Origin of the sequence: Pantoea sp. UBA7232 (genome assembly GCF_002473195.1) — a bacterium.
Lineage (GTDB): Bacteria > Pseudomonadota > Gammaproteobacteria > Enterobacterales > Enterobacteriaceae > Pantoea > Pantoea eucrina.
This window is the reverse complement of the sequence record NZ_DKTK01000006.1, coordinates 298,712-312,625: the sequence shown is the minus strand read 5'-3', so window position 1 is coordinate 312,625 and position 13,914 is coordinate 298,712. Positions and strand designations below refer to the sequence as shown.

Here is a 13,914-nt window from a genome sequence, read left to right as displayed (position 1 = left end):
CTTTTACAGCAACTTGTTCTGCTGCAGCCACGCGGTTGCGACCTGGCTGGCATCCTGCCCTTCTACCGCAATCTGCGCATTAAGCTGCTGCAGCGTTTTTTCATCCAGCTTGCTGAACACCGGCTGCAGCCACTCTGCCATCTGCGGATACTGCTTCAGTACCGCTTCACGCACGACCGGCGCCGGCGCATAGATTGGCTGTACGCCTTTGGGATCGCTCAGCGTCTGCAGACCCAGCGCCGCGACCGGGCCATCCGTTCCGTACGCCATCGTCGCATTGACGCCAGAGGTTTTCTGCGCCGCGGCTTTAATGGTGACCGCCGTATCGCCGCCTGCCAGCGAAAGCAGCTGCGACTGATTGAGTTTGAAGTTATACGCTTTTTCAAACGCCGGCAGGGCATCACCGCGTTCAATAAATTCCGCAGAGGCAGCCAGTTTGAACGTGCCGCCCTGTTTCAGATACGCGCTGAGATCGTCAAGCGAGTTCAGCTTATTCTGCTGCGCCACGTCGCCACGCACGGCGATGGTCCAGGTGTTATTGGCGGGTGCCGGCGTCAGCCAGATAAGATGATTCTTCTCTGCATCGAGCTGTCTGACTTTCTCATAACCCTGCTGCGCATTTTTCCACGCGCTCGCTTTTTCATCGTTAAAAAAGAAAGCGCCGTTGCCGGTATATTCCGGATAGATATCCAGCTCGCCCGCGACGATGGCACCGCGAACAACCTGCGTATTGCCGAGCTGAATTTTGTTGACGGTTTTGACCCCGTGCTTATTGAGCACCTGCAGAATAATATTGCCCAGCAGCGAGCCTTCTGTATCGATTTTCGACCCGACCTTGACCGCATCGGCGGCGTGCGCCGCGCCCATGCTCAGCGACAGGGCAATCAGCCCCAGTAACCCCTGTTTAATCATGATGTTTTCCTTATGCCCTGTTTAGCACCCGGTGATAAACAAGCGTAGCCTGGCGCAGCAGGCGACGGGAAAAAAGCGCAGATTTTACGTCTGTTTTGTTAAGCCGGGCAAAAATTGCCCCGCACAGAAGGCGCGAGGTGTGTCCGGAGAGAGGGGCGTGTCAGGCGGTGAGGCGAAAGTCACCCAGCGTATGCGGAATACGCGGGAAGGTGTGCAGAAACCATGGCGTAAACTGTTCCGGCTCGGTCTCCATCTGCTGCTGGATCTGCCCGACTGAACGGTAGCACCAGGCGTCCGCTTCTTCCGGGTTCAGCACCGGCTCTTCATCGCTGATGGCAAAGAAGACGTGTCCATACTCATGTTCAATCAGGCCGTTACTGAGCGGCAGGTTGTAGCTCAGCTCAAATACCGGCGTCAGCGCCAGGTTCAGTCCCATCTCTTCACGCAGACGGCGCTCAGCGGCATCGAGCGTCGGCTCCTGCGGAAACGGATGACTGCAGCAGGTATTACTCCAGAGTCCGCCGCAGTGGTATTTGCTGCTGGCACGCCGCTGCAGCAGCAGCTCATGACGCGAATTAAACACGTAAACCGTTACTGCACGATGCAGTAAGCCTTTTTCATGCACTTCCAGCTTTTCCATCTTGCCGGTGGGACGATCGAGGTGGTCAACAAGAATAACTTCTATGGCAGGCATGAGGGCTCCTTCAGAAAAATCCCTGCTATTGTACACAATCGCCGTGGCAGCAGCGGAGAAAAAGGCGCACGTTTCGTGCGCTGGCGCGGTAAAAAATAAGCTTAGCAGGCATAATCTGAATCGGCGAAGAAGAAGGTATGCAGAGGTAAAGCACAATGAGATTGCGGCAGCCTGTAAGCCGCCGCAATAGTGATGAGTGCGGTTATAGTCTGAAGCTCTGCACCACCTGTTCCAGCTGCACGCTCTGCTCCTCCATTGCACGCGCGGCTGAAGAGACCTGCTCTACCAGCGCGGCGTTCTGCTGCGTGCTGCCATCCAGCTGCGTGATCGCGACGTTAACCTGATCGATACCCATGCTCTGCTCACGGCTGGCGGACATAATTTCGCTCATCAGGGTGGTGACGCTGCTGACGCCCTGCATCAGCTCATCCATGGTCTGTCCCGCCTGCTCAACCAGCTGGCTGCCGGTATCAATATTTGCCACTGACTCTTCAATCAGCTTTTTAATCTCGCGCGCTGAGTTAGCTGAGCGCTGCGCAAGGTTGCGTACTTCTGAGGCCACCACCGCAAAACCGCGCCCCTGCTCTCCGGCGCGCGCCGCTTCAACCGCCGCGTTCAGGGCCAGAATGTTGGTCTGAAACGCGATGCTGTCGATGACGCTGATGATATCGACGACTTTACGCGATGAGTGGTGGATCTCCCCCATAGTGGTCACGACCTGACGCACCACTTCACTGCCGCGCGCCGCCACGGTGGCTGCGCCGTCAGCCAGCTGATTGGCGTGGGTGGCGTTATCGGCGTTTTGGCGCACGGTGCCGGTCAGCTCCTCCATTGAGGCTGCCGTCTCGACAATGGAGCTGGCCTGCGATTCGGTGCGCGCAGAGAGATCGGCGTTGCCGCTGGCAATTTCGCGCGAGGCCGCCGTGATCGCCAGCGCGCTGTCGCCCACCTGACGCATCAGCCCCTGCAGGTAGCTGATGAACTGGTTAAAGCTCTCAGCCACGGCGTTAAATTCCGGGCTATTGCTGGCAGGCAGGCGCTGTGTGAGGTCGGCGCCGCCGGTTGAGAGTGCTTCAATATTTTTGTGCAGCACGCCCAGACGCTTCATCATTGCGCGGACAAAGCCCAGCGATACCAGCAGCAGAATAATAGCCAGCGGGATCTGTACCACGCCCAGCCGCGTCAGCATACTGTGCGTCTGTGCATCCAGCAGGCTGGAGGGGACGTCGCTGGCGAGATACCACGGGCTGCCGGGGATCGCCTGCAGGAACAGCGTATGCTCACCATCCTCACCGCTAAACGTTGTCTGCGCCGGCTCGCTCCCCGCCTGCGTCAGCAGCGACTTCAGCGCAGCGGCCATCGGCAGCCGGGTATCGCTCAGGTTTTCCAGCTTTGGCGCACCGTCCAGCAGCGCCGCGTTCCCGACCACTTTGCCATCCGCTTCAACAATCAGCACGCGGCCTTTAATGGCGTCACCCATCTGCTTCGCCAGCTGATTAAAAAAGCCCAGCGTGACATCGATTGTGGCGACGCCCCAGACGCTGCCGTCGCGATAGATAGCCATCGCACAGTTGGTACGCGGCTGCGGGCTGGCCGCATCCTGATAGGCTTTGGCCCAGGCGCACTGCCCTTTTGCTGCGGCTATACCTGCTTTGTACCACGGCTGCTCCCAGTACTTATCGGCCGCATCGGAGTTCCAGTAAGTATTGACCTGCAGCTGATTGCTGGCGTTGCGCGCAAAGAAGGTACTGTCTTTCTCTTTTGCCGGATCGCGCCGGTTCGGCAGCGGCCAGATCCCGCCGCCAAATACGTTGCTGTCCTGGTACTGGTTTACCAGCGCCGGCAGCAGCGTCTCTATCGTTGCGCTCTCCATCACGCCCGCTGCTTCCGTTATCGCCCGCTGCTGCGCCTGAACCCGGTTCATCTGTTCAACAATGCGTCCGGCCAGACCATCAACTTCATAGCGCACCAGGCGGCTCTCATTCTGACTCAGCTGCGGTGCGATAAACTGATTGATCACCAGTACAGTGACCAGCATCAGCACAACAAAAAATGCGACCAGCGTCGCGGTAAAACGGGATTGTGTCGTTTTAAACATTCGGATGCCCTTACCCTGGTTGGCGAGTTGCCTGATCGAGGTTAACGGCGTGTTAATGGGGAACTTGAGAGGCGCGGGATCACAAAAAAAGCAAATAGTTGAATCGGGTGACTATTTTTACAGGGTAGGAATAACCGGCGATAAGCAGAGCGGAGAATTGCCTGCCTGGAGACAGCGCGCCCCTCTTCACAGAAGAAGGGCGGGCGTTTACTGAGGCGGCGCCACCACCTCCTGACGCGGACGGAAGATATGGCTGTTGCCCTCCGCCAGCAGCCGCTGAAGCAGCTGCTGTCCGCCCTGTTCATCCGACTGCGCAAAGTGGCGTTCCGCTTCGGTGATCGGCGTCGCCCAGAGCAGTTCCGGCCGATCGCCGTCGCGCTTCGGCAATCGCAGCGACACCGCCTCCGGTGCCAGCGCGTTAGCCAGCAGAAAGCTTTCAAAGCCGACCGGCGCCACTTCAGATGCCAGCGTATGCCCTTCGCCAATCCACGTCAGCCGCGCCCACGGCAGATGGGCAAACTCAGCCAGCGCGCTCGCCATCTGCACCGCGTTGGCCTCGGTCATCACCTCGCCATCTACCGCCAGCGCCAGCTCAACCCGCCGGTACTGGGGAGCCAGCTCTTCAAACAGATAATCGACCTGCGGCATCGGACGAATGCTCATTCCCAGCGTGACAAAATACCAGACGCCGTTATGCCAGTGCTGAGAAAGCGCCATCGGCGGCCAGCTGCCCTGATCGATAGCATAATATTTGACCGACTCACCCCACCGCGCCTGGTAGACCTGCAGCATTTCATGCTGGATTTTTTCCCACTGCTGGTCGTCGTGCCAGTCGCGCCAGAAGTGACGCTGCTGCTCAGCACGCGCATAGTATTCATTGGTGGAGGCGGAACCCAGCGGCGCCGTCAGGCGGTTTTTCCTGATACAGCCGGCTGAGAAGCTGACCTGTTTGCTCTGATAGAGGCTCCAGCCGGGGATCACCGCCAGCAGCTGGCCGTAGTACCACAGGGCAGCACCGGTATCATTCGGCTCCCACAGTACCTGCAGGCCTGCGGGATCGAGCATCGGCTCCGCCTCCAGCGTGCGGCAATACTCTGCGCTCAGCAGCGGCGCGATCCCCTGCTCCATCGCTTCGCGATCTTCCTCTGCCGGTGCCGGCAGAAGGTTGCGCAGCCAGCAGCCGCGAACAGCGTACTGGCTGCGAAACAGGTCGTTGGGCCAGATATAAAAATAGGCGGTGCGCGCATCCTGTTCGACGATCGCGGTTAAAGTATGTTGCTGATTCGGCACCTCAGCAATCAGAGGGTAACTGGTCATAACGCCTCGACAATGCCTGGAGGGATCCATTTTCCCCGAGAATAGAGCAGGATCGGCACTCGCGCCATGTGAGACAAGGGTAAAACTCTCAAAGTGCGGCTGCGCTCGCGCTGAGCGTCTGGCTTTGCTTCAGCGGTAGCGGGCGTCACGCCCCATACGCTGCATCGCCCGTGACCAGGCGCCGCGCTGTATCGACCAGCGCAGCAGGCGCGCCAGCAGCAGCATCTGCCGGTCGGTGCGCCACTGCGTCAGCGGGCTGACCGGGCGCTGCAGCTGCAGCTGTGCCCACGCCGGCAGCAGACCGATCCCCGCCTGCAGCATGGTGCGCATTGCCGGTCGCGCCTGCCAGCCGGGTGCCGGCGCATTCATCAGCAGCGCCATCACCTCCTGCGTGCGCGCATCAAAACAGAGTTCCGGGCGTATCGCCTCCAGATAGTGCTCAACGTCGGTGACGCTGCATGGCACCTGCTCTGCGCCCAGCGCAATCGCCACCTGCGCCGCCTCCTGATAGTAGCGATCCTGCTCAGCCCGGCTGAGCGCGGGGTTCTTATAGCGCAGATGGGCCGCCAGAAAACGGCTGGTTTCCGCCACGTGCACCCAGGTCAGCAGATGCGGATCGCTGGCCGCGTAAGGATTACCGTTGCTGTCCGTGCCGCTGACCTGCAGATGGATGCGCTTCACCCGCTCAATCAGCGTCCGGGCATCGGCACTGTTGCCAAAGGTCGTTACGGCGATGAACTGGCTGGTGCGGCGCAGCCGGCCGAGCATATCCTGACGGAAGCTGGAGTGATCCCAGACCCCGGCCAGCGCCGCCGGATGCAGCATCTGCAGCATCAGGGCGCTGATACCGCCGCAGAGCATCGCCGGAAAATCACCGTGGATGCGCCAGATAGTGGAGTCGGGGCCAAACAGGCCGGGATCGCCAGGCGGCTGCGAGAGGTCAAACTCGTTGAGTGCCAGCCCGTTAAGGCGAAAGATCTGCTGTTCAATACGATTGCGAAGCGTCATGGTGGCGTGGTGTCGGATAAAAAGGCGTCAGGGATAGCGCTCCCGGCCTGGCGACCGGGAGACGCGGTTATCCGTTAAAGATAGTCGAACTGCGCATCCTGAGTGCGTACAGAATCCAGGCCAATCATAACGTTAAATTTGCCGGGTTCCGCCACGTGCTGCATCTGCTGGTTCCAGAATTTCAGCGCGTCAGCATCAATCGTAAAGCGCACGGTTTGTGACTCACCGGCTTTCAGCATAATGCGCCGGAAGTCGCGCAGCTCCTGAACCGGACGGCTGATACTCGCCACCGGATCGTTGAGATACATCTGTACCACCGTTGCCCCGTCGCGTTTACCGCTGTTGGTCACCGTTACGCTCGCTTCAATGCTGCCGCTGCGCGGCATCGTGCGGGCGGAGAGCGTCACCGGTGAAACGGTAAAGCGGGTATAGCTCAGGCCGTAACCAAACGGATAGAGCGGGCCGTTGATGGTGTCGTAGTAGTGAGAAGTATATTTATTCGGCTTTTCCGGATTATAAGGTCGCCCGGTTGGCAGATGATTGTAGTAAAGCGGGATCTGCCCCACTGAGCGCGGGAACGTGACCGGCAGCTTGCCGGAAGGGTTGTAATCGCCAAACAGCACGTCCGCGATAGCATTGCCGCCTTCGGTGCCGCTGAACCAGGTTTCCAGCATCGCATCCGCCATGCGGTCTTCATTCACCAGCGTCAGCGGCCGGCCATTCATCAGCACAATCACCAGCGGCTTGCCAGTGGCTTTCAGGGCCGCCAGTAATTTCTGCTGGCTGGCCGGGATCGCCAGTTCGCTGCGGCTGGACGCTTCATGCGCCATGCCCTGCGCTTCACCCACCGCAGCGACGACCACATCCGCCTTCTCTGCCTGGGCTACCGCCTCATCAATCATCTGCTGCGGGGTGCGTGTATCGACGCTCACTGCCTGCTCGTAAAGATTGAGGAAGCCCTGAATACCTTTGTTGTCAGAAACGTTAGCCCCTTTGGCGTAGAGCAGCGTGCCTTTGTCCGCCATGGCATTGCGCATCCCCTGCAGCAGCGTCACCGACTGCTTTGCCACACCCGCGGCTGACCAGCTGCCCATGATATCGCGCTGGCTGTCCGCCAGCGGCCCCACCAGCGCAACGGTCGCGTCACGCTTCAGCGGCAGCGTCTCGTGCCAGTTCTTGAGCAGCACCATGCTCTTGCGCGCCACGTCGCGCGCTTCAGCACGGTGCAGACGGCTCTCAGCGTTAGTATCCTGCGGATCGCTGCTCTGCGGTCCGAGGTGGCTGTACGGATCGTTAAACAGCCCCATGTCATATTTCACGTTGAGCACGTGACGGGCGGCATCATCAATTTCACGCATACTCACCGCCCCGCTTTTCACCAGCGCCGGCAAATATTTGCTGTAGTACTCATCGCTCATGCTCATGTCGATGCCTGACTTGAGCGCAATGCGCACCGCATCCTGCGGATCGCTCGCCACACCATGTTTGATCAGCTCTTTAATCGCACCGTGATCGCTGATGGTAATACCTTTAAATTTCCACTGGTCGCGCAGCAGATCTTTCAGCAGCCAGCCATCGGCGGTGGCCGGGGTACCGTTCAGCGAATTCAGCGCCACCATCACGCCACCGCTGCCGGCATCGAGCGAGGCTTTATAAGGCGGCAGATAGTCCTGTGCCAGCCGCTGCGGACTCATATCCACGGTGTTGTAGTCACGCCCGCCTTCCACTGCGCCGTAGGCGGCAAAATGTTTCACGCTGGTCATCACGGCGTAACGATCGGCCGGGCTTTTGCCCTGCATCGCTCTGACCATGGCGCTGCCCATCTGCGACGTAAGATAAGTATCTTCGCCAAAGCCTTCTGAGCCACGCCCCCAGCGCGGTTCGCGGCTGACATCCACCATCGGTGCCCAGGTCATATTCAGACCATCATCCGCGGCCTCATAAGCAGAAATACGTCCCACTTCACCAATCGCATCGCGATCCCAGCTGGCCGCGAGGCCCAGCGGAATCGGAAAAATAGTGCGCTGCCCGTGCACCACATCGTAGGCAAAAAAGAGCGGGATTTTCAGGCGGCTGAGCTGTATCACCTGATCCTGCATGGCGCGAATATCCTGGCGGGTGACGGTATTAAAAATCGCCCCAACCTGCCCCTGCTGGATCATGTCGCGAATCGCCTCTTTCGGCGTGTCGGGTCCGACGCTGATCAGCCGCATCTGGCCGATTTTCTCATCCAGCGTCATTTTGCTGAGCAGCTGGCTGACATACGCGTCGCGCGCCTGCTCCGTCAGGGGATGTGTTTCACGCAGCGTATCGGCAAACGCCGGCTGCAGAGCCAGGGAGACCGCGAGGCTAACAGAGTAAATCCATTTCATCAGGTTGGGTTCTCTTAAGTAACTGCGCACAATGAAGATTACCGGGACAGTGTGCCACAAGATGAGGATAGCAGGTAGCCGCCTTTGTCACACGGCGACCAGAGCCGCGCCGCGTGCTACAGTAGAAACGCCACGTTAACGACAAGGACAGGCTCATGAATTCTCACCTTTCTCACCCTGCACTGGTTGCCGACCTGCGCCGTCTGGTTGGTGCCTCTCATCTGCTGACTGACGCGGAGCAGACCGCGCGCTACCGGACCGGCTTTCGCTCCGGCGCGGGCGATGCGCTGGCGGTGGTCTTTCCGGGGTCGCTGCTTGAACTCTGGCGGGTCCTGCAGGCGCTGGTCAGCGCGGACGCCATTATCCTGATGCAGGCGGCAAATACCGGCCTGACGGAGGGTTCCACCCCCAGCGGCAACGATTACGATCGTCCGGTGGTGATCGTCAGCACCCTGCGTCTCGACCGGCTGCAGCTGATTGATGGCGGCAAACAGATCCTCGCGTTTCCCGGCAGCACGCTTTATCAGCTGGAAAAAACGCTCAAACCGCTCGGGCGCGAGCCGCATTCGGTCATTGGCTCCTCCTGTATCGGTGCGTCGGTGCTGGGCGGGATCTGTAACAACTCCGGCGGCTCGCTGATCAAACGCGGACCGGCCTACAGTGAGATGGCGCTGTTTGCGCAGGTGGACGCCAGCGGTAAACTCAAGCTGGTTAACCATCTGGGAATCGATCTGGGCCACTCGCCGGAAGAGATCCTCGGGCGGCTGGATGATGAGCGCTGGCAGCAGAGCGACGTGCGCTGGGATGAGCGCCACGCCTCGGACCATGAATACGCCGGGCGGGTACGTGACATTCACGCCGATACGCCGGCGCGCTTTAACGCTGACGCCCGCCGGCTGTTTGAAGCCTCCGGCTGCGCCGGTAAGCTTGCGGTGTTTGCCGTGCGTCTGGATACCTTTCCGACTGAGCCACAGCAGCAGGTATTTTATATCGGCACCAACGACCCCGCCGTGCTGGGTGAGATCCGCCGTCATATCCTGGCAGAGTTCACCCATCTGCCGGTGGCGGGTGAATATATGCACCGCGATATCTTCGATATTGCCGAAGTGTACGGCAAAGATACTTTCGTGATGATCGACAAGCTCGGCACCGATAAGATGCCGCTCTTCTTCACCCTCAAGGGCCGGGTTGATGCCTGGCTGAACAAGCTCAGCTTTGTGAAGCCGCACTTCACCGACCGTCTGCTGCAGCGTATCAGTCGCCTGTTCCCGGCCCATCTGCCGAAACGTCTTAAGCAGTACCGCGATAAGTATGAGCACCACCTGATGCTGAAGATGTCCGGCGAAGGCGTTGCCGAAGCGCAGGCGTATCTGCAGGACTATTTCCGTGAGGGTGGCGGCGAGTTTTTCGCCTGCGACAGCAAAGAGGGATCGCATGCCTTTTTGCATCGGTTTGCCGCCGCCGGTGCCGCCGTGCGCTATCACGCGGTGCATGCGGAAGAAGTGGAGGATATTCTGGCGCTGGATATCGCCCTGCGCCGCAACGATGAAGCCTGGTTTGAACAGCTGCCGCCGGAGTTTGATAACGATCTGATCCACCGGCTCTACTATGGCCACTTCTTCTGCCACGTGTTCCATCAGGATTACATTGTGAAAAAAGGCGTGGACGTGCACGCGCTAAAAGAGAGGATGCTGGCGCTGCTCAGCGCGCGCGGGGCAGAGTATCCGGCGGAACATAACGTCGGCCATCTCTACAAAGCGAAACCGCAGCTGCAGGCGTTTTATCGGGAACTGGACCCGACCAATACCTTCAATCCCGGCATCGGTAAAACCAGCAAGCAGAAAGGCTGGGCAGTCAAAGCCTGAGACCGGTCGTCATGTGCAGGGTGGTCCGAGAACCACCCTGCCATTGACTCAGGATTGCGGCGCATCCTGCTCCTGCGTAGCCGCCGCCAGGGCGCGGCGCTCGATGATCATGGTCTGCGGCGCCGACAGCACAATGCCCTCTTTACGCAGCCGCGTCAGAATATCGAACAGCAGATCGCTTTTCGCACCCGAAATCTGGCGCTGGCTGGCGACGTTGCCGGTTACGCTCAGCACTATGCCCGACGGGGTAAGATCTTTAAACGATACCGAAGGTTCAGGCGTCTCCAGAATGCGCTCATTCTCGTTATAGACCTCCAGCAGCAGCTCGCGCACCCGCACCGGATCGATATCGAGCGGGAACGTCAGCTGAATGGTCACCACCCCCTGCGCATTGCCCATAGTGGCATTACGTACGTTTTGTGAAATCAGCTGCGAATTAGGCACGATCACCGTTGACTTGTCGCCCAGCTGAATCTCCGTGGCGCGAACGTTAATCCGCCGGATATCGCCCTCAATGCCGCTGATGCTGACCAGGTCGCCTACTTTGACCGGCCGTTCGGTGAGCAGGATCAGACCGGAAATAAAGTTTTTAACAATCTCCTGCAGACCAAAACCGATACCCACCGATAGCGCGCTGACAATCCACGCCAGCTTGTTCCACTGCAGCCCCATGATGGAGAGTGTCAGCAGGATAATCAGCACGTAGCCGATATTGCTGAACAGCGTCACCAGCGAGACGCGCATGCCGATATCCATAGTGGTTTTCGGCAGAAAATCGTTATCCAGCCAGCGGCGCACTGAGCGCAATATCCAGATGCCCGCTACCAGGCAAATAAGGGCATTTACCATATGCGCCGGTACGATATTCAGCGACTCCAGCCCTTTGCCACCCCAGAACTCAATCACTTTCTGAATAAGCTCTACCGGCGTGGAGGAGGCGAACGTGCCGGTCATCAGCGCCAGCGCCACAATCCCCATCAGCAGCGCTTTACCCAGCGCGCTGAGCAGCGTGGCGGCCTGCTGCAGATAGCGCTCATCGATATTAAGCGAACTCTGCAGGCGGCGCCCGGCGGCGCTGCTGGTGGAAAACAGGCTTTCACAGCCGTCGGTAATGACGTGGCTTAAAAAATAGAAGGAGCCAAACAGGATCCCGCACCACACCACCTCATAGCTCAGAAAGCGCGCCAGCGTCACATAGCCGATCGTCAGTGAAATCAGAATCGCAACGGCAGTCAGCGTGAGCGCCAGCTGAACCAGCCCGACCACCGTCGGACGCGCCTCCGGCGGATTGCCGAGCCGCGCCATCCGGCGGCGCACGCGGTTGGTACGCATACTGATAGCGAGCCCGGTGCTGCCAATCAGCAGCGCGGTCAGGCCATTAGCAAAAATCGTCGTGCTGAGACTGGTACCTACCGTGTAGTTAAACGCTTCTGCGGTCTGAAAGATAAACACCAGCGCAGCGGTAATCGGCGGGAACGGCTTCAGCGCCAGCGCAACCTCATTAGAGATGGCCGGCAGACGCCAGCTGGGACGACGGGTCGAGAGAAACGCCCGTCCCAGACCGGCAATCAGCCCGCAGTAGACGCTCAGCTGCACCAGGCGGGTAACAAAATCCTGTACGTCGCCGGAGACTTCATCCCGGCGGGTAAACGCCAGCGCGCTGAAGTTAAAGGTCAGCACCACTGCAGCCAGCGTGGTCAGCGCGATGGCAGCCGCGAGGAAGCTGCGCCGCAGCCGCCCTTCCGGCAGCTTGTTAATACTCACCCAGGCGAGAAACTCTTCGCTGTAGCGCCGTCCCAGCGTCATCACCAGCATCGCCGCCACCAGCCAGCCGATGGTACCGACGCGCCAGTCCGGCTCCCACGACAGTGCCGCCGACGCCTTCAGCTCCGTAATAAAGTCACTGATTTTTTCGCCGTCGAGATCCTGACGGCTCACCAGCGGCGCCCAGAAGCGCGGGCCAAAAATACTGCCAGAATTGAGCGCCAGCTGATTTTTCAGCTGATCGCGGCGCAGGTTCACAATCTGCGAAGAGAGCACCAGCGCACCGTTTTTAATGCCTTCTGCCTGCTTGATCTGATCGTCCAGCTTGCCTTTCTGGTTTTCCAGCGAGCGGCGCTTGCGCGTCACCTCCGGCGTCTCTTTAACGCCGCTGTCCGCTTTGGGCGCGGGACCCAGTACCGCCAGCTGCGCATCAAGCTGCTGACGCTGCGGGACTAACGCCTGTCCCAGCGTCTCTGCATTGCCCGACAGCTCCAGCGCCATCTCATTAAGCTGGTTGAGCTGGTTTTCGCTGGTTTCTCCCGATACCTGTCCTTTGATCTTATCGAGAATTTTTTGCATTTTTGGTAGCTCAACCGCCGGATTCGCCTGCGGCGGCGCTTCTTCTTCCTGTGCCGGCTGCTGTTGCGTCACATCGGGCGCGTCATCCGCCTGGCTCAGCGCGGGCACGCACAGCATGAGCAGTAACAGCGGAACAGTGAAAAAACGAAACTTAATCATAGAACGACATTCCAGCGAAAAAGCCAGTTAAACGAGTGTGGCGGCCAGTACAGGAGGTCGCCGCCGGGATGAAAACAGGTGTGATAAGGCTAAATCAGGGTACTGATGATACGCCAGTTTGCAAGTGGTGCGCCCCTCCTGCTGGCGGGCGCACCCTCGCCGTTACTCCACTATCGTATTGCTGGTGGTGAGGCCCGCTTTCTGTTTTTTATATGCCAGCGCTGCCGCCGGAACCGGGGCCGCTTTACCGGTTTCCAGCCAGTCGCGCAGGCGATTAGCATCGGCAAAGTGGGTATATTTACCAAACGCATCCAGTACCACCAGTGCCACCGGGCGGTTGTTGATCACGGTACGCATCACCAGGCAGTGGCCCGCCTCATCGGTATAGCCTGTTTTCGTCAGCTGGATCCGCCAGCCCTCTTTGTAAACCAGGTGATTGGTGTTGCGGAACGGCAGTGCGTAGTTCGGGTGCTGAAACACCGCCGTCTGCTCTTTTGTGGTACTGAGCTGGCCCAGCAGCGGATACTGACGCGTCGCTTTCAGCAACTTAACCAGATCGCTGGCGCTGGAGACGTTCTGCGTGGAGAGACCGGTGGGTTCCACATAGCGCGTATGCGTCATACCCAGCGCGCGCGCTTTGGCATTCATGGCGCGGATAAAGGCGTTATAGCTGCCCGGATAGTGGTGCGCCAGGCTGGCCGCCGCGCGGTTTTCAGACGACATCAGCGCCAGCAGCAGCATCGAGCGGCGGCTGATTTCGCTGTTGAGTTTGACGCGCGAAAACACGCCGCGCATCTCGCGCGTCTGGCTGATATCTACCGAAAGCATCTCATCCATCGGCAGCTTTGCATCCAGCACAACCATCGCCGTCATCACTTTGGTAATGGAGGCGATAGGCCGCACGCGGTCAGGATGGCTGGAGAACAGCACCTTGCCGGTATCAAGATCAACAATCATTGCGCTGCCGGAGGCGATTTGCGGCTGGGCCAGCGGTGCCAGACCCGACAGCGCGGCCGGTGCAGCCAGTACAGGTGTTACCGCCGCCGGGGCCGTCATAAACAGCGCCAGCGACAGCAGAGAAACAGGTAATTTAACAGACATCGTGTCAGTGAGATCCGATCAGGAGTTTTGCGCTGTGAAAGCTCC

Annotated in this window: 9 protein-coding genes; 1 reads left to right on the top strand and 8 read right to left on the bottom strand. The window is 59.3% G+C overall.

Translation table 11 applies throughout. The features are described from left to right. Window positions 1-3: 3 nt before the first annotated feature. The 6 genes from osmF to bglX all read right to left on the bottom strand — a co-directional run bounded on the left by osmF (window position 4) and on the right by bglX (window position 8,401). Entirely contained in the window at window positions 4-912 is a 909-nt protein-coding gene (osmF, locus tag B4056_RS04830) for a glycine betaine ABC transporter substrate-binding protein OsmF (protein WP_288653976.1), read from the bottom strand. 160 nt (window positions 913-1,072) lie between these two features. Continuing rightward, window positions 1,073-1,606, bottom strand: coding sequence for an isopentenyl-diphosphate Delta-isomerase (gene idi / locus B4056_RS04825; RefSeq protein ID WP_039383369.1), 534 nt, complete (start codon window positions 1,604-1,606; stop codon window positions 1,073-1,075). Between the two features lie 202 nt (window positions 1,607-1,808). Further along, on the bottom strand, window positions 1,809-3,704 hold the full coding sequence (locus B4056_RS04820) for a methyl-accepting chemotaxis protein (protein WP_113654886.1): 1,896 nt from the start codon (window positions 3,702-3,704) through the stop codon (window positions 1,809-1,811). A gap of 207 nt (window positions 3,705-3,911) precedes the next feature. Next, window positions 3,912-5,021 (bottom strand): suppressor of fused domain protein, encoded by a 1,110-nt coding sequence (locus B4056_RS04815; protein ID WP_288653973.1) that lies wholly within the window; start codon window positions 5,019-5,021, stop codon window positions 3,912-3,914. Window positions 5,022-5,150: 129 nt separating this feature from the next. Continuing rightward, on the bottom strand, window positions 5,151-6,029 hold the full coding sequence (locus B4056_RS04810) for an oxygenase MpaB family protein (protein ID WP_150034525.1): 879 nt from the start codon (window positions 6,027-6,029) through the stop codon (window positions 5,151-5,153). Between the two features lie 74 nt (window positions 6,030-6,103). Then, the gene (gene bglX / locus B4056_RS04805; protein WP_094112240.1) at window positions 6,104-8,401 is read right to left on the bottom strand and encodes a beta-glucosidase BglX; all 2,298 of its coding nucleotides are present in this window, start codon (window positions 8,399-8,401) and stop codon (window positions 6,104-6,106) included. 155 nt (window positions 8,402-8,556) lie between these two features. Between bglX and dld the strand changes: the two genes are divergently transcribed. Then, window positions 8,557-10,266: a D-lactate dehydrogenase gene (gene dld, locus B4056_RS04800; protein WP_113654889.1), complete on the top strand. Its 1,710-nt coding sequence runs from the start codon at window positions 8,557-8,559 to the stop codon at window positions 10,264-10,266. 48 nt (window positions 10,267-10,314) lie between these two features. On the opposite strand, the gene B4056_RS04795 is transcribed toward dld, so the two are convergent. Together B4056_RS04795 and pbpG are read right to left on the bottom strand one after the other, a co-directional pair. Then, window positions 10,315-12,768, bottom strand: a complete 2,454-nt coding sequence (locus B4056_RS04795) for a DUF3772 domain-containing protein (protein WP_113654890.1) — start codon at window positions 12,766-12,768, stop codon at window positions 10,315-10,317. A gap of 162 nt (window positions 12,769-12,930) precedes the next feature. Beyond that, the gene (gene pbpG, locus B4056_RS04790) at window positions 12,931-13,869 is read right to left on the bottom strand and encodes a D-alanyl-D-alanine endopeptidase (RefSeq protein WP_288653967.1); all 939 of its coding nucleotides are present in this window, start codon (window positions 13,867-13,869) and stop codon (window positions 12,931-12,933) included. Between the last annotated feature and the right edge of the window lie 45 nt (window positions 13,870-13,914).

What these genes read in the sequence shown, in the direction of transcription:
- osmF (WP_288653976.1), bottom strand. Translation starts at nt 912, where the DNA reads ATGATTAAACAGGGGTTACTGGGGCTGATTGCCCTGTCGCTGAGCATG.
- idi (WP_039383369.1), bottom strand. Translation starts at nt 1,606, where the DNA reads ATGCCTGCCATAGAAGTTATTCTTGTTGACCACCTCGATCGTCCCACC.
- B4056_RS04820 (WP_113654886.1), bottom strand. Translation starts at nt 3,704, where the DNA reads ATGTTTAAAACGACACAATCCCGTTTTACCGCGACGCTGGTCGCATTT.
- B4056_RS04815 (WP_288653973.1), bottom strand. Translation starts at nt 5,021, where the DNA reads ATGACCAGTTACCCTCTGATTGCTGAGGTGCCGAATCAGCAACATACT.
- B4056_RS04810 (WP_150034525.1), bottom strand. Translation starts at nt 6,029, where the DNA reads ATGACGCTTCGCAATCGTATTGAACAGCAGATCTTTCGCCTTAACGGG.
- bglX (WP_094112240.1), bottom strand. Translation starts at nt 8,401, where the DNA reads ATGAAATGGATTTACTCTGTTAGCCTCGCGGTCTCCCTGGCTCTGCAG.
- dld (WP_113654889.1), top strand. Translation starts at nt 8,557, where the DNA reads ATGAATTCTCACCTTTCTCACCCTGCACTGGTTGCCGACCTGCGCCGT.
- B4056_RS04795 (WP_113654890.1), bottom strand. Translation starts at nt 12,768, where the DNA reads ATGATTAAGTTTCGTTTTTTCACTGTTCCGCTGTTACTGCTCATGCTG.
- pbpG (WP_288653967.1), bottom strand. Translation starts at nt 13,869, where the DNA reads ATGTCTGTTAAATTACCTGTTTCTCTGCTGTCGCTGGCGCTGTTTATG.